Raw genomic sequence first — 18,974 nt, 5'->3', positions numbered from 1 at the left:
CGCATGGAGAAGCGCGCCATTGCGCCCCAACGGCTCCCGGACCCCATCCGATCGAAACAGACAAGCCGAGGAGACCACACTTTATGACGACGCCGCTGCTGGGCCAGATGATGGATGTGCCGCTCACTGTGTCCTCGCTGCTCGCGCATGCCGCGCGGCATTTCGGCAGCACCGAGATCGTCTCGCGGCGCATCGAAGGCGATCTGCACCGCTACACCTATCGCGATTGCGAGAAGCGTGCGAAGCAGCTCGCGCAGGCGCTGATCGCGTTGGGCGTCGAGCCCGGCGAGCGCGTCGCGACCCTCGCGTGGAACGGCTACCGGCATCTGGAAGCGTATTACGGCACGACCGGCTTCGGCGCCGTGTGCCACACGATCAACCCGCGCCTGTTCCCGGATCAGATCGCCTACATCATCAATCACGCCGACGACGCCTACGTGCTGTTCGACACCACGTTCGCGCCGCTCGTCGACGTGCTCGCGCCGCAATGCCCGAAAGTGCGCGACTGGATCGCGCTCGCCGACACGGCACATCTGCCGGCCATGCAAACGCCCACGCTCAGCTACGAAACGCTGGTGAGCGCGCAGGACGGCGACTTCGAATGGCCGGCTATCGACGAGCGTCAGGCCTCGTACCTTTGCTATACGTCCGGCACCACCGGCAATCCGAAAGGCGCGCTGTATTCGCACCGCTCGACGGTGCTGCATGCGTTCGGCGCATCGTTGCCCGATGCGATGGGCCTGTCCGCGCGCGACGCGGTGCTGCCGGTCGTGCCGATGTTCCATGTGAACGCCTGGGGCATTCCGCACGCCGCGCCGCTGACCGGCGCGAAGCTGGTATTGCCCGGCAAGGACCTCGACGGCAAGTCGCTTTATGAACTCATGGAGAGCGAGCGCGTCACCTATTCGGCGGGCGTGCCGACCGTGTGGCTCGGCTTGCTGAACTACATGCGCGAGGCGGGCGTGAAGTTCTCGTCGCTGCAACGCACGGTGATCGGCGGCTCCGCGTGTCCGCCCGCGATGCTGCGCACGTTCGAGGACGACTACGGCGTGCAGGTGATCCATGCGTGGGGCATGACCGAGATGTCGCCGCTCGGCACCCTCTCGAAACTGACGTGGGAGCAGAGCCAGCGGCCGCTCGCCGAGCAGCGTGCGTTGCTCGAAAAGCAAGGCCATGTGATGTATGGCGTCGACATGAAGATCGTCGGCGAAGACGGGCGCGAATTGCCGTGGGACGGCGTCGCGTTCGGCGATCTGCACGTGCGCGGGCCGTGGGTGATCGACCGTTACTTCCGCAAGGACGACTCGCCGCTCGTGGACGGTTGGTTTCCGACCGGCGACGTCGCCACCATCGACCGCGACAGCTTCCTGCACATCACCGACCGCTCGAAGGATGTCATCAAATCCGGCGGCGAATGGATCAGTTCGATCGACCTTGAGAACGTCGCGATTGCGCATCCGGCGGTGGCGGAAGCGGCGTGCATCGCGTGTGCGCATCCGCGCTGGACCGAGCGTCCGTTGCTGGTAGTGGTCAAGCGCGCGGGTTTCGAGCTCACGCGCGAGGAACTGCTCGCGTTCTACGAAGGCAAGGTCGCCAAATGGTGGATTCCCGACGACGTGGCGTTCGTCGACGAACTGCCGCACACCGCCACCGGCAAGCTGCAAAAGCTGAAGCTGCGCGACATTTTCCGCGACCACGTGCTGCCGTCCGCGCTCGCCGACGAAGCGAACTGCCCGCTTACCAGGGGAAACCCCGCACCCTGATAAATTGAACGATCGTGCTTTTCTGTGTATCCTGCCTGCAGACCCGGAAACAATCGGTTGAAAGAGGGACAATGAGCCGGACATGAATTGAACATTCGGCGGCTCGCAAAACCGGACAGGCGGCGCGCAAGGCGCCGCCTCATTGCATGGATCGCATGGAGGCAGGCAGATGGCAGTGGACTACACAACTCATGACGGCGTGGCCGTCATCACGCTGAACAATCCTCCGGTGAATGGCCTCGGCCTCTCGACGCGAGCGGGCATCGCCGACGGCATCGAGCGCGCGCAGAACGATCCGGCTGTCAAGGCCATCGTGCTGACGGGTGCGGGCAAGGCCTTCTCGGGCGGCGCCGACATCACCGAATTCAACACCCCGAAGGCCACCCAGGAGCCGACGCTCGCCACCGTCATCCGGATCGTCGAAGGCAGCGCGAAGCCGGTGGTCGCGGCCATTCACAGCGTCGCGATGGGTGGCGGGCTGGAACTGGCGCTCGGCGCGCATTACCGCATCGCCGCGCCCGGCGCGCAGATCGCGCTGCCGGAAGTGAAGCTCGGCATCCTGCCGGGCGCGGGCGGCACGCAGCGTCTGCCGCGCGCGATCGGCCTCGAAGCGTCGTTGAACATGATCGTGTCCGGCGCGCCGGTGTTGTCGGAGAAGCTGGCCGACTCGGGGCTGTTCGACGAAGTCGTCGCGAGCCAGGACGATCTGCCGGCAGCGGCGCTCACATTTGCCCGCAAGGTCGGCGCGAAGACGGGCCCGCATCCGAAAGTGCGTGATCGCAAGATCGAGCATCCGAACGCGGCTGGCTTCATCCAGTTCGCACGCAATAGCGTCGCGGCGATCGCGAAGAACTTCCCGGCGCCGCACAAATGCATCGACGCGGTGGAAGCGGGCCTGCAGAACGGTTTCGACAAGGGCCTCGCATTCGAGCGCGAATGCTTCGTCGCGCTGGTGCAGACGCCGGAAAGCCACGCGCTGCGTCATGCGTTCTTCGGCGAACGCGCGGCCAGCAAGATTCCCGACGTGCCCGCCGATACGCCGGTGCGCGACATCGGCAAGGTTGGCGTGATCGGCGCGGGCACGATGGGCGGCGGTATCGCGATGAACTTCATCAACGCAGGCATTCCGGTCACGCTGCTGGAAACGAAACAGGAAGCGCTCGAGCGCGGCGTCGCGACGATCCGCAAGAACTACGAAACCTCCCTGAAGAATGGCAAGCTCAAGCCCGAAGCGCTCGAACAGCGCATGGCGCTGATCACGCCCACGCTGTCCTATGACGACCTGAAGCACGCGGATCTGATCGTCGAGGCCGTGTTCGAAGAGCTCGGCGTGAAAGAGCAGGTGTTCACGCGTCTCGACGAAGTCGCCAAACGCGGCGCGATCCTCGCGTCGAATACGTCGACGCTCGACGTCGACAAGATCGCCGCGTTCACGAAGCGTCCGCAGGACGTGGTCGGCATGCACTTCTTCAGCCCGGCCAACGTGATGAAGCTGCTCGAAGTGGTGCGCGGCAAGGACACCGCGAAAGACGTGCTCGCCACCGTGATGAAGCTCGCGAAGAAGATCAAAAAGACGGCGGTGGTGTCGGGCGTGTGCGACGGCTTCATCGGCAACCGGATGATCGAGCAGTACATCCGTCAGGCGCTCTTCATGCTCGAAGAAGGCGCGCTGCCCGCGCAAGTGGATAAGGCCATCGAGAAGTTCGGCTTCGCGATGGGCCCGTTTCGCATGAGCGATCTGGCCGGCAACGACATCGGCTGGGCAATTCGCAAGCGCCGCTATCAGGAGCATCCGGAGATGCATTACTCGAAGATCGCCGACCGTCTGTGCGAGATGGGGCGCTTCGGTCAGAAGACCGGCGGCGGCTGGTACGACTACAAGGCGGGCGATCGTACTGCGTATCCGTCGAAGGTGGTCGACGAAATGATCGGCGCGTTCTCGAAGGAAACCAACGCCGAGCGCCGCAAGATCGGCGACGAGGAAATCGTCGAGCGCCTCGTGTTCGCGCTCGTCAACGAAGGCGCGAAGATTCTCGAAGAAGGCATCGCGTCGAAGGCGTCGGATATCGACATGGTCTATCTGACCGGCTACGGTTTCCCGCTTCATCGCGGCGGCCCGATGCTGTACGCGGATACGGTCGGGCTCTACAACGTGGAGCGCGCGATTCGCCGTTATGCCGCGCGGCCGAATGGTGACGCGTGGCAACTCGCGCCGAGCATCGCGAAGCTGGCGGCCGACGGGCGCGGGTTCAACGGCTGAGCAGGCTGAGCGAGCCTTCGAGGCTGCTCGAATCAAACGACTAAGGTGGCGCGGTGCTGCACGTGTAGCGCGATGCGCACGGGAAAGCGCCCGCGCGCCACTATCGACATCTGGAAGCACGACCAACTTGCATCAAGATCGGAGTAAGTGCTGAAGCGCCAACTCTGGTCGACCGCAAAAATCGCACGAGACCAGAGTAAGTGCTCAAGCATGGGACCGGAGTAGGCGCTAAAGCACCCACTCCGGATCGACACGCTAAAACACCGACTCCGGTCGACACAGGAGACAAGCATGACTGACGCCGTAATCGTATCGACCGCCCGCACGGGCCTCGCCAAATCATGGCGCGGCGGTTTCAACATGACGCACGGCGCGACGCTCGGCGGCCACGTGACGCAGGCCGCCGTCGAACGCGCGAAGCTCGACCCGGCGCGCGTGGAAGACGTCATCATGGGCTGCGCGAATCCGGAAGGCGCGACGGGCGGCAACATCGCGCGTCAGATCGCGCTGCGCGCCGGCTTGCCGGTCAGCGTGCCGGGCATGACGGTGAACCGTTTCTGTTCGTCGGGATTGCAAACTATCGCGCTCGCCGCGCAACGCGTGATCGCCGGCGAAGGCGACGTGTTCGTCGCGGGCGGGGTCGAGTCGATCTCGTGCGTGCAGAACGAGATGAACCGCCACATGATGGCCGAAGGCTGGTTGAGCAAAAACAAGCCGGAAATCTACTGGTCGATGCTGCAGACCGCCGAGAACGTCGCGAAACGCTATTCGATCTCGAAGGAACGTCAGGACGAATACGGCGTGCGCTCGCAACAACGTGCGGCAGCCGCGCTCGAAGCGGGCAGGTTCAAGGACGAGATCGTGCCGTTGACGGTGCTCGCCGGCGTCGCCGACAAGGCAAGCGGCCGTCTCTTCACGAAGGAAGTGACCGTTAGCAGTGACGAAGGCATTCGCACCGACACGACGCTCGAAGGTGTGTCGAAGATTCGCACCGCGATGCCGGGTGGCGTGATTACCGCCGGCAATGCAAGCCAGTTCTCCGACGGCGCGTCCGCTTGCGTCGTGATGAACGCGAAGGTCGCGGAGCGCGAAGGCCTGCAGCCGCTCGGCATTTTCCGTGGCTTCGCGGTGGCCGGTTGCGAGCCGGACGAAATGGGCATCGGCCCGGTGTTCGCGGTGCCGAAGCTGCTCAAGCAGGCGGGTCTGAAGGTCGAGGACATCGACCTGTGGGAATTGAACGAAGCGTTCGCGGTGCAGGTGCTGTATTGCGCGGACAAGCTCGGCATTGCGCAGGACCGTCTGAACGTGAACGGCGGCGCGATTGCGGTTGGCCATCCGTACGGCGTGTCCGGCGCGCGGCTGACCGGCCATGCGTTGATCGAGGGCAAGCGGCGCGGTGCGAAGCTGGTCGTCGTGACGATGTGTATCGGCGGTGGGCAGGGCGCGGCGGGGCTGTTCGAAGTGGTGTGATGGGGTGGGGGCGCCGTTGTTGCCGATAACTGTTGGCGATAACGGCGCGGACGTGACCAACCTGTGCCCCCCCCCGACTGTATTAGCCGCGCTTACTATCCGCGCTTCGTCGAAGCCGCTTGCCAGGACCGATTGCCGGCATCAGCGCGAAGCCGCGCCGAGCGATGCCAGACTCAACGTACCCTGACTGATGAATCGTGTCGTACCGGTCAAGCCACCCGCGAGCTTGCCGCGCAGGATGTACGGAATCTGTCCCGAGTCGGCGGCTCCGGCGAATGCGAAGGCCTGGCGAACTGCGGCGAACGCAGGCACCGTCAGCGGCACGGTGACGATGGTTTCGCCGAAGCGCGGCACCGTGCCGCCCTGGTCGCTGACGCCGCTCGCGAACGACTTGCCGTTCACTTCGAGATCGAGCGACACGCCGCTGAAGCTGACCGTCGAGTCGTTGGGATTCTGCACGCGCAGTTTGACGTTGAAGCGCATCTCCAGCCCTTGGCCCTCGAGCGGCTCGATGCCGGCCACGCTGACGCGCAACGGATCGGCGCCGAACAGCCCGGCGCAGCCGGTGAGCGTCAGCGTGACGATCATGAGTAGGGCGACGAGGGCGGACAAGCCGCGAAGGCTGGACAGACGGCCGGACAGCGGCGCGCACAGGAAAGGCATGACCGGCACCTCGAATGAAGCGGTTGGTGATCCATTGTACCGGGCAGCGTCGCGTGCGCAGAGGCGTGTCAGGCAGTGCGCCGCCAGCGTGTTCTGACGAGTTCGATCAGATGGCGAGCGGCCAGGCGAAGCCAGTCACGAACGCCTGTCGCGGTATGCGGGGGCAACACGATGAACGCGGCGGGGTCTGTGCGGCTCGCACCGGGTGCGCGCATGGCGCTGATCGACACCATGCCACGTTGCGGCGTCACAAACCGCTCGCCTTCGAGCAAGGTGATCGACGTGAGCGGGACGGCCTCGCCCAGCCAGGCGAGCGAACGATCGCGGAAATCGAGTTGCAGATCGCCCTCGACGGCCACGATCGAACTACCGGCACGCAGGTCCTGCACGGCCACCTGACCGGCCACGAAAGACAAGGCCGGGGGGCGGCGCAAACCGGCGCGAGATTCACGAGCATGCATGACAGAGTCCCTTAAACCGTTTTCATGTCACACAGCTTATTGAGTCCGTCCACGTGAAAACAGCCGCAGCCGTCGACAATCTGAACCGATACAGCGCAACATTTCAGCATGCTGTATTGGTCCGAATCGGGCCAAGGTGTATCTGTCGCGGCGCGCGAACTGTCCGCACCATCGGCTCATGACCGAATCCATCCTCAACCGGCCGGAGCCGTCGAGTGAGCCGTGCGCGAACAGCCAGCCGCTTTACCGGCAACTGGCCGATCAATACCGCCGCGCGATCGGCAATGGCGTGTTGCGCCCCGGCGATCGCATGCCGTCGATGCGCGCGTTCATGCAGAGGCACGGTGTGAGCCTCGCGACCGCCACCGAGAGTTATCGTGTGCTGGAGCGCGCCGCGCTGATCGATGCCCGGCCGCGCGCCGGCTATTTCGTGCGCCTACCACCCGCGGCCGCGTTGCCCGCCGCCGCCGAACCCGATCCTGCGGTCGTGCCGGGCGCCGCGCAGTTCGTCGGCATTCACTCGGCGATTTCCACGCTCGTGTCGACCTACCAGCGCTATCCGCAGGCGCTCAATCTCGGCGGAGCGACCGCGTCGCCCGACCTCTATCCGACCGACGCATTGCAGAAAGCCGCGCTGCGCGCGTTGCGCGCGCGGCCTACGCTGCTGACCGCCGCCGGTCCCGATCAGGGCGACCCGGCGTTGCGCGCGATCATCGCGCGGCGTGCGCTCGAAGCAGGTATCCAGATCGGCGCGGACGACATCATCATGACGCACGGCGGCATCGAAGCCGTGAACCTCGCGTTGCGCGCGGTGACGCAGCCGGGCGATACCGTCGCGGTCGAATCGCCGTGTTTTTTCGGGTTGCTGCAGGCGCTCGAAAGCCTCGGCCTGCGCGCGCTCGAAATTCCGACCAGCCCGAGCACGGGCCTCGCGATCGAAGCGCTCGCGTTCGCGCTGCAAACACATCCCGACATCAAGGCGGTGGTGGTCGTGCCGAACCTGCAGAATCCGCTCGGCAGTGTGATGCCCGACGCGCACAAGGCGAGCCTCGTCGAACTGTGCGCGCGTGCCGGCATTCCGCTGATCGAGGACGACCCGTATCGCGAACTCGTCGATGCCGCTGCGCCGCCGCGCTCACTGAAAGCCTGGGACACCGACGGCACCGTGATCCACTATACGTCGTTCAACAAGACGCTCGCGCCGGGCATGCGGGTCGGCTGGATCAATGGCGGGCGTTGGCATCCGCGCATCGGCATGCTGAAGTTCGCGCAGTCGCGGCACAACGAGCAACTTTCCCAGGTCGTGCTCGCCGGGTTTCTGGAGACGAGCGCGTATGAGCGGCATCTGCGGCGCTTGCGCGACGGCTTGCGGCTTCAGCGCGAACGGATGGCCGCGGCGGTGGCTGCGTCGTTTCCCGACGGCACGCGCTTCACGCCGCCGCGCGGCGGCCTGTTCTTCTGGATCGAGTTGCCGCGCGAGGTGTCATCGGCGGCTTTCTTCGCGGCCGCACTGGATGACGGCATTCGCGTGATGCCGGGGACGGTGTTCTCGAACGCGGGGCGTTTCGATCACTTCATCCGGCTCAGCTGTCCGAGCACGGATCTCGATCGGGCCGACGAAGCGGTGCGCAGGTTAGGCAGATTGGCGGGACGGATGGCGGCGCATGCGTCGAAGCGATAGCGGGTATCATTTCCCGCTGCGCCTCACGCATGTTGCGCATGCGCGCGAACGCATACGTCATGCGTCAAAACGCAAGACAGACAGTGCGACGAACGTCAGGCCGCGGCCCGACGCTTCGAATCGAATTGAACCGAGCTGAGGCGAACGGGGTGTGGCCGCGATCCATCATGTTGCGATGTCAAGAATCAACGATGCAGCTAACCCGCTCCGCACTCCGCCGACTACGAAACCTGAATACGCAATGACCGATTCATCCTCATCACCGAAAGCCGGCAACGCGACGTTGCCCGAAAGCCCGTTCGTCGATCGTCTCGGCGCGCAGTTGTTGTCCGCTGCCGATGGCGTCAGCGAAGTCGTGCTGCCGTTGCAGCCCGATCACATGAACACGTGGGACGTCGCGCACGGCGGCGTCACGATGACGCTCGCCGACGTCGCGCTCGCGATGGCCGCGCGCAGTCTCGCCGGCGATGGCGTCGGCGTGGTCACCGTCGAGATGAAGGTCAACTTCATGCAGCCGGGGCGGGGCGAGTTGCGCGCGACCGGTCGCGTGCTGCACCGCTCGACCACGATGGCCTATTGCGAAGGCGAGATCCGCGACAGCGAAGGCCACTTCGTCGCCAAGGCGCTCGGCACCTTCAAATACATGCGACGCCTCGCGGTCGGCCGTGGCGTGACGCAACAGCGTTTGCGCAGCGACCCGTCGGCGAAACCCGGCCCGAGCGACGGCTGAACCACCGCTGCGCGGCGCGCCTGCCGAGCGGGTCGCATGCGCCTGTCGCGGCTTGGGCACGCGTGGTGCAAACCATGCATGCCGTTCCAACAATTCACCGATCCAATCGGTAACTCAAGGAGACAACCGTCATGTCCCAGATCAACCGTCAACTCGTGCTGGCTTCGCGCCCGCAAGGCGCGGTTACGCCCGACAATTTCAGGCTCGTCGAAACGCCGCTCGCACCGCTGGCCGATGGCGAATTGCGCGTGCGCAATCACTACCTGTCGCTCGACCCTTACATGCGCGGCCGCATGAACGACAGCAAGTCGTACGCGGCGCCGCAACCGCTGAACGAAGTGATGATCGGCGGCACGGTCGGCGAAGTGGTGGAGTCGAAGAATCCGAAGTTCGCGGTCGGCGACAAGGTGGTCGCGATGTTCGGCTGGCAGGAGTACGGCACGTCGAACGGCGCCGGTGTGCAGAAAGTCGACGACACGCACGTGCCGCTGTCGGCCTATCTCGGCCCGGTCGGCATGCCCGGCGTCACCGCGTGGTACGGGCTGAACCGCATCATCGCGCCGAAAGCGGGCGAGACGGTGGTGGTCAGCGCGGCGAGCGGCGCGGTGGGCAGCGTGGTCGGGCAACTGGCGAAGGCGGCCGGCGCGCGCGCGGTCGGCATCGCGGGCGGCGCGGACAAGTGCCGCTACGTGACCGACACGCTCGGCTTCGATGCCTGTGTCGACTACAAGGGCGGCAATCTGTATCAGGACCTCAAGGCCGTGACGCCCGATGGCGTGGACGGCTGTTTCGAGAACGTCGGCGGCGAAGTGCTCGATGCGACGCTCGCGCGCATGAACGCGTTCGGGCGCATCGCGCTGTGCGGGTTCATCGCGGGCTACGACGGCCAGCCGATGCCGCTCAAGCATCCGTCGTTGATGCTCACGCAGCGGCTGCTCGTGCAGGGCTTCATCGTCAGCGAGCATATGGAGGTGTGGCCGGAAGCGCTCAAGCAGATCGGCACGCTGGTCGCGCAGAAGAAGCTGCACTATCGCGAGACCATCGCGCAGGGGCTCGACGCGGCGCCCGAAGCGTTCATCGGCCTGCTCAAAGGCCGGAACTTCGGCAAGCAGCTCGTCAAGCTGATCTGAGCGCGGCAACACGACAGCAGTCACTCACGCACCCAGGGGCGAGCGGATCAACCCGCCGCTTAAGCCAGGAGTCAGACGATGTTGGAATTCGCAGGCAAGGCGGCGGTGATCACCGGGGCGGGCAGCGGCTTCGGCCGCGCGTTCGCGCAGAAGGGCGCGGCGCTCGGCATGAAGCTCGTGCTCGCCGACGTGAATCCCGACGCGCTCGCGCAAACCGTCGACGCGTTGCGCGGCAATGGTGCCGACGCGATCGGCGTGCCGACCGACGTGTCCGACCCGGCCCAGGTCGAAGCCCTCGCGCAAGCGGCGCTCGCCGCGTTCGGCAAGGTGCACCTGCTTTTCAACAACGCGGGCGTGGGCTCGGGCGGTTTCCTGTGGGAGAGCACGGCGAACGACTGGTCGTGGGTGTTCGGTGTCAACGTGATGGGCGTCGCGCACGGCGTGCGGGTCTTCACGCCTATCATGCTGGCGCAGAACGAGCCCGCGCATATCGTCAATACAGCGTCGGTGGCGGGCCTGCTGTCGCCGCCTGCGATGGGCATCTACAACGCGTCGAAGCATGCAGTGGTGGCGCTGACCGAGACGCTTCATCACGACCTGCAACTCGCCCAGGCGCCGGCGACGCACGAAGAGGGCGCGCAGACGGCGGGTGGTCTCGTCGGCTGCTCGCTGCTGTGCCCGGCCTTCGTGCCGACCGGCATCGCCGATGCGGAGCGCGCGCGTCCCGAGCCACTGCGCAACGCCGGCCGCCCGACGCGCTCCCAGATCGCCGCCGGCAAGCAACTGCAGCGCGCGGTGCAGTCGGGCAAGCTGAGCGCCGCCGATGTCGCCGACATCACGTTCGAAGCGATCGCCGCGCGGCGTTTCTATATCATCACGCATCCGGGCATCATGGCGACGGTGAAACTGCGTCACGAGGACATCGAGCAATTGCGCAATCCCACCGATCCGATGTCGCTCAAGCCCGAGGTGAAGAACGCGGGCTAGGCATCAGGCGTGGCTGCTCGTCGTATTGCACGCGCGTTCATGGTCTGAACATTGTCCGGTCGCCGGCGCGTTGCGTGCCGGTTTTTTTCCAATCTTCGGCGCACAGGCGCCTTTTGGTCCACCACGCGCACCATGCCGCTGAATCCAACGATCGAGCAGATACTCAACATGATCGTGCGGGCGAAGCGCCCGCTGTATCACCAGATGACCGCGCAACAGGCGCGCGCCGCGTACGAGAAAAGCGCGCCGATCCTGGAGATCGCGAGCGCGCCGATGTTCACGATCGACGACATCTCCATTCCCACGCGCGACGGCGCGGCAATTCGCGCCCGTTTGTACCAGGCGCTCGAGCCGAGCTGGGCTCAGCCCGCGCCGGCGCTGGTCTATTACCACGGCGGCGGCTTCACGGTAGGCAGCGTCGATACGCACGATGCGTTGTGCCGGATGTTCGCGCGCGACGGCCAATGCACGGTGTTGTCGGTCGATTACCGGCTCGCGCCCGAGCACAAATTCCCCACCGCGGTCGAGGACGCGTTTGACGCGTTGAGCTGGCTGCACGAGCACGCCGCGCAATTCGGCGTGGACGGGGAGCGGCTCGCGGTCGGTGGCGATAGCGCGGGCGGCACGCTGGCGACCGTCTGCGCGGTACTCGCCCGCGACGCCGGCATCCGGCTCGCGCTGCAATTGCTGATCTATCCCGGCACGACCGGCTATCAGCAAACCGATTCGCACGCGCGCTTCGCCGATGGTTTCCTGCTGTCGGGCGACACGATTCAATGGTTCTTCGAGCAGTACGTGCGCGACAAAAACGATCGCGACGACTGGCGTTTCGCGCCGCTCGACGGCGAGCGCGGCGCGCCCGATTTTCGCGGCGTCGCGCCGGCATGGATCGCGACTGCTGAATACGATCCGCTGAGCGACGAAGGCGATGCGTATGCGCGCAAACTGCGCGCGTTCGGCAACGAAGTCGTGCTCACGCGCTATCCGGGCATGATCCACGAGTTCTTCAAGATGGGGGGCTTTGTGCGCGATGTCGTCAAGGCGCATGCGGACGCCGCGGCGGCGTTGCGGGCGGCGTTCGGGGTGGAGTAGCCGCGGCGGTCTCCACGCCCGTCGGTGCGATCGTCGTGACGCTGTGACGAAGCGGCTCAGCCGGTCTTGCGCGCGACCCGGCGTGATGTGAAAGAAGACGAGGCGCGCAGCAGTACGGACCGTGCCGGACTATTTCACGCAATCTCGCGTTCGATGTTGAACGCGAAGCTGCGCTCGAAATCGCCGGGCCGCACGATCCGATGCGAGCCGTTGTCGTCGCTATGCTCGGCGATCGCCACGCTCACCACCTCGCCATGCGCGGTCACCCGCAAAGCGGTCGTGCCGCGCGTGCCGTAGTCCGGCGACTCGATGAACGCCGCTGACAACACCCGTTCGCGTTCGAGCGGAATGCCGGTGGAGGGCAATTCGTCGTCGCGAGCAACACGCGGGTCTCGCATGATATCGATCAGACGTTCGAGCGGCGGCATGGCGTCGCGCGTGAGCAGCGTCCCAAGCTCGGCGCGTTTTTTGACGAGCTTAGGCCACGCGGTATCGAGCACCGCATTCGAGATGCCGTGCGTGCCGGGTGAGAGCAGAGCGGGCGCGCGCTCGGCCCGGTTGCAATACCAGGCGAGCTCGCGGCGCGCCCAGTCGCCCACCAGCAGATTGAAGCCGTTATAGATGTCGCCGGTTTGCGCGACGTGCTGCAGATACGCGAGCGGGGTCTCGTGCGGGCTGCCGTTCGACGCGCGCGCCGAACCGTTTAGCCAGTCGCTCACGAGCGTGCCGCGAGTCGGCGCGTCGGCGCGCATTTCGTGCGGCGCGCGGTAATTGGTCAGCGCGGCAAAGCGGCCGTCGCGCGACAGGCCGAGCCACGTGCCGCCGCCCACCAGATCGCGGCCGGCCAGGACGCCCGGCGCGTCCTGCCACCAGCTGATCGGATCGGCCGTGCGGCGAAAGAATTCGTCGCGATTCGCGGCGAGCGTGAAAAGCGGGCCGTCGAGCGCATCGGGCCGCCAGTCGAAAACGATCAGGCACATCGGGGGGCGTCTCCCGCTGAAGGGCGTGGGCGTTGAAGAGGCCGGCAAAGGCGGTGAGCGAAAGCGGCCAGCAAAAAGCGGCGCCTGAGTGCGCCGCTTCGAGTCATGCGATGCGTCAGACTTCGGTCGGCAACCCGTAGGGCAGCGCGAGGAAGCGCAGCGCCGGACCGTCGGCCGCGCCCAGATGCACCGAGCCGCTTTCCAGCGCCGCGAGTTTGATCTCGACCAGCAGATCGACCCCGCCGCCATGCGCCGACGCCGCGTTCACGATCATCCCGCACGGCTGGCCCGGATCGTCCGAGTGGAACAGTTCCGCGCCGGGCCTGACGTCTGCCAGTTCGCCATCAACGTTGGCGAGCGACGTGCGCCGCTTGATCGTGCCGCGATACTGGCTGCGCGCGACCACTTCCTGGCCGGGATAGCAGCCCTTGCGGAAATTCACCGCGCCGAGCACGTCGAAGTTGACCATTTGCGGCACGAACTGCTCGACCACCGGCTGCGTGATGCGCGGCTCGCCCGCGCGGATGTCGAGCCAGTCCCACACGGCCGGCGACACGCGCTTGAGCTTGTCGTCGAGCGAGGGCAGCAGCGCCTCGACCTGCGCCTTCGGGCCGATCCACAGATAGCGCAGCCGTTCGAGCGCATCGGGCACGCGAATCAGCGAACCCGCCGTGCCGTCCACTTGCACGTGCACGCCGTCGGGCAGCGCGTCGAACACGCCGGACAATGCCTTGCGGACGTCGCCGGCGAGACCCACCACCGCCAGTTCGCCGCTCGCGTCGGCCAGTTTCGCTTTGGCGCGCAGGATGAACATGGACAGCCGTTTCTGCACGGCGGCCTGCACGTCCTTCGACAGCAGCAGGCGGATCGTGTCGCCGCTGCGCCACGTCAGGAACGACGCCAGCAGACGGCCCTTCGCCGAGCAGTAGCCCGCGAGCCGCGCGTTGGCGGCGTCGAGATGCTGGGTGTCGTTGGTCAGCTGGCCATGCAGGAAGCTCGCCGCGTCGTCGCCGGTGGCGTCGATCACGCCGAACTGCGTGAGCGGCATGTAGGCGCCGTGATGGAGCACGGCGTCGAATTCATCGGCCGACGGGCGCGGCAGCACGGCAAGCGCAGCGGCGGAACCCGGCGCGGTGCTGGACGGAGTGCCTGAAGGAGCGCCTGAAGCGGTAGCGAGCGGTGTGTTCATGGATCCCGGGAGCAGTCAATTCTGACTTTGGCTAAAGCAAACAGCTATTATATGCAGTCCACCCATGTCCCGTTTCGCATGTCCCTCCTGAAATAAGGCTTTCGCAGAGCCTTATGCCGCAAGGCTTTGCACGTGTGCCACCTCCGGTTGTGCCCAAATTGTGACCATATTTGCGTGTTCGGCAAGATGGTCGGGGGCAAGGTGGGCATACCGGAGGACGTGTTCGTACTTCGCCCAGCCCCCCAGCTCCATCAGTCGATTTAGCGGCGTGCCAGCCTGCACATGCCAGCTTGCCCAAGTGTGGCGCACGTCGTGAAACCGGAAGTTCTCGATTCCAGCCCGGGCGCATTGTCGGTCCCATTGTGCGCTGCACCAGCTGCTGGTCGGAATCGGCTTGTCACGTCTGACAAAAACAAAAGTCTCGTGCTTGCCGATCCATCTACGGATCGTCTCGACGGCCTCGTCGTTCAGGGGCACGCCGATCGGCTTACGCGCCTTGGCCTGGTCCGGATGAATCCACGCCCGACAATTCACGAGATCGACCTGCGACCACTCCAGCCCGAGCAGATTGGCACGTCGCAGGCCAGTGGTAAATCCGAGGATCGCCACGTCCCGCATCCAGTCGGCCCGGATTGCGCGGATTAGTCGCTGCGCGTCGCTTCTCGTGATCCACCGGATGCGCCGGTTCGCCAACTTCAAGTCTTCCAGTTTCGGCGCACGGTCGATCCAGTCCCATTTATCTGCCGCGAGCTTCAACATGATCCGGATGGTCGCAAGGTATTTATTCTTTGTCGCCCGCGAGACGGGCTTCTGTTTGGTTTTGCATCGCTGGTCCCACTTCGGGAGAGCGTCGACGATCTCGTCGCGGGTAATCGACGAGAGCGCACGGCCAGCGAAAGACTTATGGAAGTGGAGGATGTGTATCACCCGATTTCCATAATCTGCCAAGTGCTCACTTTCCTTCAGCATCCGCACACCGGCTTCGTCCCAAGTGTACGTCGGCCGTTCGCCCAGCTTGGCGACCCGCCACAGCTCGTGCTTCAACTTGTCGTGATACTCCTGAGCCTCCTTTCGGTTTTTCGTGCCAGTAGTCTGTCTAATTCGCCCTCCGCCTGGCGACCGGATGTCAACGTGCCAGACGTCCGAGCCTTTGCGCTTTCGGATTGACATTTTTTACTCCTTGGTTCCGTCCGCGCCGGTCGGTCCGGATTGTACTCTGTGGCGAATTTCAGCTTGTCGGGCCAGATCCGCCACTGGTTGCCGATCTGGAAGAAGCCCATTTCTTTCTTGTGGGCGTAGACGGTGGAGTAGGAGACGCCCAGCAGTGCGGCCACTTCCTTCAGGGTCAAGGCGCGCTCCATTACGCTTCTCTCCCTTGGTCGAAATCGAGATTGCCTTGCACGGGTGCACCGATGCGCTTCCACTGTGCCAGGTGCTCCTGACAGTAATGAACATCAGGCGAGACTTCGTGCGCATGGCTCTCGCACAGATGCCGGTCGCAGATTTTCCCAGGGCGGACCGGGTAGTCGCACTGGTAGCCACTCGACGCGCCGCAGCCGGCGATCGAGCATCGGCGCCGAGGCGTGCGCACGCATACGAATCCGGATGCGCCGCCGGGCAGGCGGAAAGGTATGCAGGGCATTACGTCGACCCTCCTAATTCAGATTCCGCCGCAGCGAGAGCGACGTTCAGCTCCGTCATTCGATCGTGCGAACCGCCAGGCCGATCCGGGTGATGTTCTTGCGCGCGGCGCCGATATTCGACCCGGACTGCGGCGATATCGCGGACGTCCGGGCGCACGCCTATTACTTCTCGCCATCCCCGCGGTGAGCCCGGCGACGCCAGGGCAGTAAAGCCGGTGAACGCGCGGTCGAGAATCTGTGCGCCGCCATGCCGCTCGATCGCGCGCATTGCGTCGAGTGTTGCGGCCACCGCGGCGAGGTTGTCCGCGACCTTTAGGTACTGGTCAATCGCCATTACGCGGCGATCGCCCTTGCGCGTCTGCCAGTAGACTGCGACGCCCGGCTCTTCGGGTGCGCGCTGATCAGAGCGAGGCAAACCATCGAGCCGCGTCTTAATGTTTGTCGAGATCACGATGTCGTCGCGATCGATACCGAAGCGGCTCAGTTCGAGCAACACGCGCTCGACACCTTCGGTGACGGTCAGGTCTTGCGCGATACGCGAATTGCGGCGTGAGCTGAAGCGGCCATGCGCACGGCGGTACGACGGCGTACGCAGCCAGCCCTCGGGCCACTGAAGGGGATAGGCGGCGATCATGCTAGGATTCCTTGGAAATCACGACGGAGGCACGCATGGCCTACGACATAACGCCCGGTACGCAGCCGGCGATCATCGACGATGATGTTGATTTTTGGCTGACCGTGGATGGCACCAAATATCGCTGCAGGGTCAGCCGCGTTGCGCTCGAAGATTGCTTCCCCGACGACGATAAAGGCCAGGTCGCTGATCGTTTGGTGGCGTTCGACCGAGGCAAAGACCGAATTCTTGCGGCGGCTGCCAAAAAGGTCGCCGTCGATGCGATCACTGTGGTGACAGTGGCGGATCTTTGATTCCATCACGTCGTCCTCGGGAATTCGTCATGCGTGCGGCCGTCGAGCAGGCGGCCGGCAGATTTCTTGCCCACGCGCAACAATTGCTGTTGCTCGATCGTCACAATGCGAAGGCTGCCGGTAAGCTCGCGTTCCGATCCATCATCTGCGAGTGCGTAGCTTTCTTGATCTGTAGAGGCGGGAAGCCACTCGCCCCATTGCTTGAACAGGAACGGCGCGTTGGCCGCCGCGCACTGGTCGCGCAGCGAGCGGGCCCAATCGGGATGCATCGGGCGCGCGTCGTGGCCGCTCTCGCCACCAACGATGACCCAATCAATTCGCGGCCATCCCTGCAGAGAATCAAATCGGTCGTGCTCTGGTGGGAACGGCAGGGCTTCGTGGTTCGAACCGATAGGCAGATTGCGCAAAGTCACTGGTCCGAGCAGCGGCTCCGCGCTGATCCAGCGCACGGCTGCAGTTACCTGCAACAGTTGCGGTATGCGCTCGTCAGCGCGACGTTGATCCTCGACGCTCACGCCGATCCAGACGTTCGGCAGTGGCCACGGGCACCATTCCATCGCTGCCCAGCCGATGTCGTGCGAAGCGGCGATGACCTGCATGTGGCAGTGCTTACGCGAGAAGTACTCCAGCATCCGGTCGGCACGCTTTGTCAGTACCTGAAACGTGTGTTGCCGCGTGCGTGCCATCACAGCGAACACGCGATCGATCCATTCGTCGGGTACGGCCGGATGGAAAAGATCGCCATGCGCGCAGACAAAGACCATGCGCGGGCGCGTCCAGCGGAAAGGTTGGTCGAGCCATTCCTCATTGAAACGGACTTCGCCATTCCACACCGGGCCGGCTGAAGTCGAACGCGTCAAACCTGCGCGGCTGGGATGGTTGCGCAGGCGTGTGCCGGCGAGCTTCATCGCATAGCAGTTCTTGCAGCCGGGACTGGTGACGTCGCAGCCAGTGACGATATTCCAGGTCGCATCGGTCCATTCGATCTTGGTGTTGTTGCTCACAGCGCACCCCCGATACCCAGCGAAACAGCGGCCGCGCGTTGAAACGCCGCGAGCGTGTCGGCGCTGCGGAAATTTGCGCGCTCTTTAACTGGCGATTCGCCAGCGAGACACCACAGCTCGTCCATCCGGTTACGAACGCTCATAGCCCGGTATTTCTCGACCTCACCGGCGGCGAGCAGTGTTTTAAGAGCGGCTGCGACGTGGTTTTGCCCGACGCAAAGAGTGTTGATGATGCGGCGCCGACCCAGCGCGCCGTCGCTGGCGAGAAGTTTGAGAATGTCGGCGCGCAGCGTCACCGGATCGCGCTTACGAACAGTCCTGCCATCGACTACGACGGTCATGTACTTGTCGACCGTCATGGCTTCACCTCTCTGGGCGCGTAGTAGGCGACATCGCCGGCGATCGCTACGAGCGGCGACGCGCCGGTCGTGTGCCCCAGCAGCTCGTCGACGGACGAGGCAAATTTCGGATGGTCGCGATTCAGGCCGAGCCGAACGAATGCGCGCTCGACGATCTGTTCCGCCTGATCGCGCGCCATGTCCACAAACACGCGCTGTCCTTCGTGCGGCGTATGCAGCGGCTTCACCTCGTCGCGGAAGAAATCGGCATGACGCAAGGTGCTCGCGCCACAGGACGGGCAGGGGATGCAGAACGGCGTCACGCCGTCGCGGCTGTTCCATATGCGCTCGCGGTGCCCGCACGCGCACGAGTACCACATGAGCGCGTGGCCCTCTGCGTGAAGGCGCGACACGTCGGCCGCCGCCTGCTCGGGCGTCTTGCAGGCACGTGCCAGCGCCTTTTTGTGTATGCGATCCGCGGCGCGACGTTCGAGCCGGTTGCGCGGTATGTGCGATTTTTTGTAGGGATGCATTCGGTTCACTCTTGCAAAAAGCCGGGCGCCATGCGAGCCGCCCGCAAATTCCGAGGGATTGATGCCGGCTTTCGAGGCTTTGAATGTCTCTGCGGCAGCCGGCCGCCGCGAACGGAAGTGGTG

At 64.8% G+C, this 18,974-nt stretch carries 19 protein-coding genes; 9 read left to right on the top strand and 10 right to left on the bottom strand.

Features of this window, described 5'->3' with window-relative positions; genetic code table 11:
* Positions 1-83: 83 nt before the first annotated feature.
* From ACZ9H4_RS08945 to ACZ9H4_RS08935, 3 genes are all read left to right on the top strand, one after another.
* Positions 84-1,763 carry a 3-(methylthio)propionyl-CoA ligase gene (locus ACZ9H4_RS08945; protein ID WP_476118830.1) on the top strand — a complete coding sequence of 560 codons (1,680 nt, stop codon included), beginning with the start codon at positions 84-86 and terminating at the stop codon, positions 1,761-1,763.
* A gap of 169 nt (positions 1,764-1,932) precedes the next feature.
* Positions 1,933-4,023: a 3-hydroxyacyl-CoA dehydrogenase NAD-binding domain-containing protein gene (locus ACZ9H4_RS08940; RefSeq protein ID WP_476118829.1), complete on the top strand. Its 2,091-nt coding sequence runs from the start codon at positions 1,933-1,935 to the stop codon at positions 4,021-4,023.
* A gap of 291 nt (positions 4,024-4,314) precedes the next feature.
* Positions 4,315-5,493: an acetyl-CoA C-acyltransferase gene (locus ACZ9H4_RS08935; RefSeq protein WP_408152599.1), complete on the top strand. Its 1,179-nt coding sequence runs from the start codon at positions 4,315-4,317 to the stop codon at positions 5,491-5,493.
* Between the two features lie 141 nt (positions 5,494-5,634).
* Here the strand turns inward: ACZ9H4_RS08935 and ACZ9H4_RS08930 are convergent, their stop codons facing one another.
* Together ACZ9H4_RS08930 and ACZ9H4_RS08925 are read right to left on the bottom strand one after the other, a co-directional pair.
* Positions 5,635-6,156, bottom strand: coding sequence for an LEA/WHy family protein (locus ACZ9H4_RS08930; protein ID WP_408142362.1), 522 nt, complete (start codon positions 6,154-6,156; stop codon positions 5,635-5,637).
* 68 nt (positions 6,157-6,224) lie between these two features.
* A complete protein-coding gene (locus ACZ9H4_RS08925; protein WP_476118828.1) occupies positions 6,225-6,617 on the bottom strand; it encodes a hypothetical protein in 393 nt (130 codons plus the stop codon).
* 178 nt (positions 6,618-6,795) lie between these two features.
* On the opposite strand from ACZ9H4_RS08925, the gene ACZ9H4_RS08920 reads away from it, so the two are divergent.
* From ACZ9H4_RS08920 to ACZ9H4_RS08900, 5 genes are all read left to right on the top strand, one after another.
* On the top strand, positions 6,796-8,298 hold the full coding sequence (locus tag ACZ9H4_RS08920; RefSeq protein ID WP_476118827.1) for an aminotransferase-like domain-containing protein: 1,503 nt from the start codon (positions 6,796-6,798) through the stop codon (positions 8,296-8,298).
* Positions 8,299-8,539: 241 nt separating this feature from the next.
* On the top strand, positions 8,540-9,028 hold the full coding sequence (locus ACZ9H4_RS08915; protein ID WP_121318223.1) for a PaaI family thioesterase: 489 nt from the start codon (positions 8,540-8,542) through the stop codon (positions 9,026-9,028).
* Positions 9,029-9,159: 131 nt separating this feature from the next.
* Positions 9,160-10,158, top strand: a complete 999-nt coding sequence (locus tag ACZ9H4_RS08910; protein WP_476118825.1) for an NADP-dependent oxidoreductase — start codon at positions 9,160-9,162, stop codon at positions 10,156-10,158.
* 78 nt (positions 10,159-10,236) lie between these two features.
* Positions 10,237-11,145, top strand: coding sequence for an SDR family oxidoreductase (locus ACZ9H4_RS08905; RefSeq protein ID WP_476118824.1), 909 nt, complete (start codon positions 10,237-10,239; stop codon positions 11,143-11,145).
* Positions 11,146-11,277: 132 nt separating this feature from the next.
* Positions 11,278-12,237 (top strand): alpha/beta hydrolase, encoded by a 960-nt coding sequence (locus ACZ9H4_RS08900; protein WP_476118823.1) that lies wholly within the window; start codon positions 11,278-11,280, stop codon positions 12,235-12,237.
* A 134-nt stretch (positions 12,238-12,371) separates the two neighbouring features.
* Here the strand turns inward: ACZ9H4_RS08900 and ACZ9H4_RS08895 are convergent, their stop codons facing one another.
* The 5 genes from ACZ9H4_RS08895 to ACZ9H4_RS08875 form a co-directional block, all read right to left on the bottom strand.
* On the bottom strand, positions 12,372-13,217 hold the full coding sequence (locus tag ACZ9H4_RS08895) for an NRDE family protein (protein ID WP_408142350.1): 846 nt from the start codon (positions 13,215-13,217) through the stop codon (positions 12,372-12,374).
* A 115-nt stretch (positions 13,218-13,332) separates the two neighbouring features.
* Positions 13,333-14,406: a CAF17-like 4Fe-4S cluster assembly/insertion protein YgfZ gene (gene ygfZ / locus ACZ9H4_RS08890; RefSeq protein ID WP_476118822.1), complete on the bottom strand. Its 1,074-nt coding sequence runs from the start codon at positions 14,404-14,406 to the stop codon at positions 13,333-13,335.
* 111 nt (positions 14,407-14,517) lie between these two features.
* Complete coding sequence (locus ACZ9H4_RS08885; RefSeq protein ID WP_476118821.1) at positions 14,518-15,450, bottom strand: tyrosine-type recombinase/integrase; 933 nt, start codon at positions 15,448-15,450, stop codon at positions 14,518-14,520.
* A complete protein-coding gene (locus ACZ9H4_RS08880; RefSeq protein ID WP_476118820.1) occupies positions 15,447-15,755 on the bottom strand; it encodes a helix-turn-helix domain-containing protein in 309 nt (102 codons plus the stop codon). Before ACZ9H4_RS08880 ends, ACZ9H4_RS08885 begins: the two co-directional genes overlap by 4 nt.
* 292 nt (positions 15,756-16,047) lie before the next feature.
* On the bottom strand, positions 16,048-16,683 hold the full coding sequence (locus ACZ9H4_RS08875; protein ID WP_476118819.1) for a hypothetical protein: 636 nt from the start codon (positions 16,681-16,683) through the stop codon (positions 16,048-16,050).
* Between the two features lie 35 nt (positions 16,684-16,718).
* On the opposite strand from ACZ9H4_RS08875, the gene ACZ9H4_RS08870 reads away from it, so the two are divergent.
* A complete protein-coding gene (locus ACZ9H4_RS08870) occupies positions 16,719-16,976 on the top strand; it encodes a DUF1488 family protein (protein WP_476118818.1) in 258 nt (85 codons plus the stop codon).
* 5 nt (positions 16,977-16,981) lie between these two features.
* Here the strand turns inward: ACZ9H4_RS08870 and ACZ9H4_RS08865 are convergent, their stop codons facing one another.
* Genes ACZ9H4_RS08865 through ACZ9H4_RS08855 form a run of 3 tightly spaced genes read right to left on the bottom strand, consistent with a single transcriptional unit; the run spans position 16,982 to position 18,851 of the window.
* A complete protein-coding gene (locus ACZ9H4_RS08865) occupies positions 16,982-17,980 on the bottom strand; it encodes a phage Gp37/Gp68 family protein (protein WP_476118817.1) in 999 nt (332 codons plus the stop codon).
* Positions 17,977-18,339, bottom strand: a complete 363-nt coding sequence (locus tag ACZ9H4_RS08860) for a hypothetical protein (RefSeq protein WP_476118816.1) — start codon at positions 18,337-18,339, stop codon at positions 17,977-17,979. Before ACZ9H4_RS08860 ends, ACZ9H4_RS08865 begins: the two co-directional genes overlap by 4 nt.
* Positions 18,336-18,851 (bottom strand): hypothetical protein, encoded by a 516-nt coding sequence (locus tag ACZ9H4_RS08855; protein WP_476118815.1) that lies wholly within the window; start codon positions 18,849-18,851, stop codon positions 18,336-18,338. The genes ACZ9H4_RS08860 and ACZ9H4_RS08855 overlap by 4 nt, the downstream gene beginning before the upstream one ends.
* Between the last annotated feature and the right edge of the window lie 123 nt (positions 18,852-18,974).

Source organism: Paraburkholderia sp. TE9906 (genome assembly GCF_056279605.1).
Note: the sequence above shows the minus strand (reverse complement) of the source record. Positions and strands in the feature narration are given on the sequence as shown.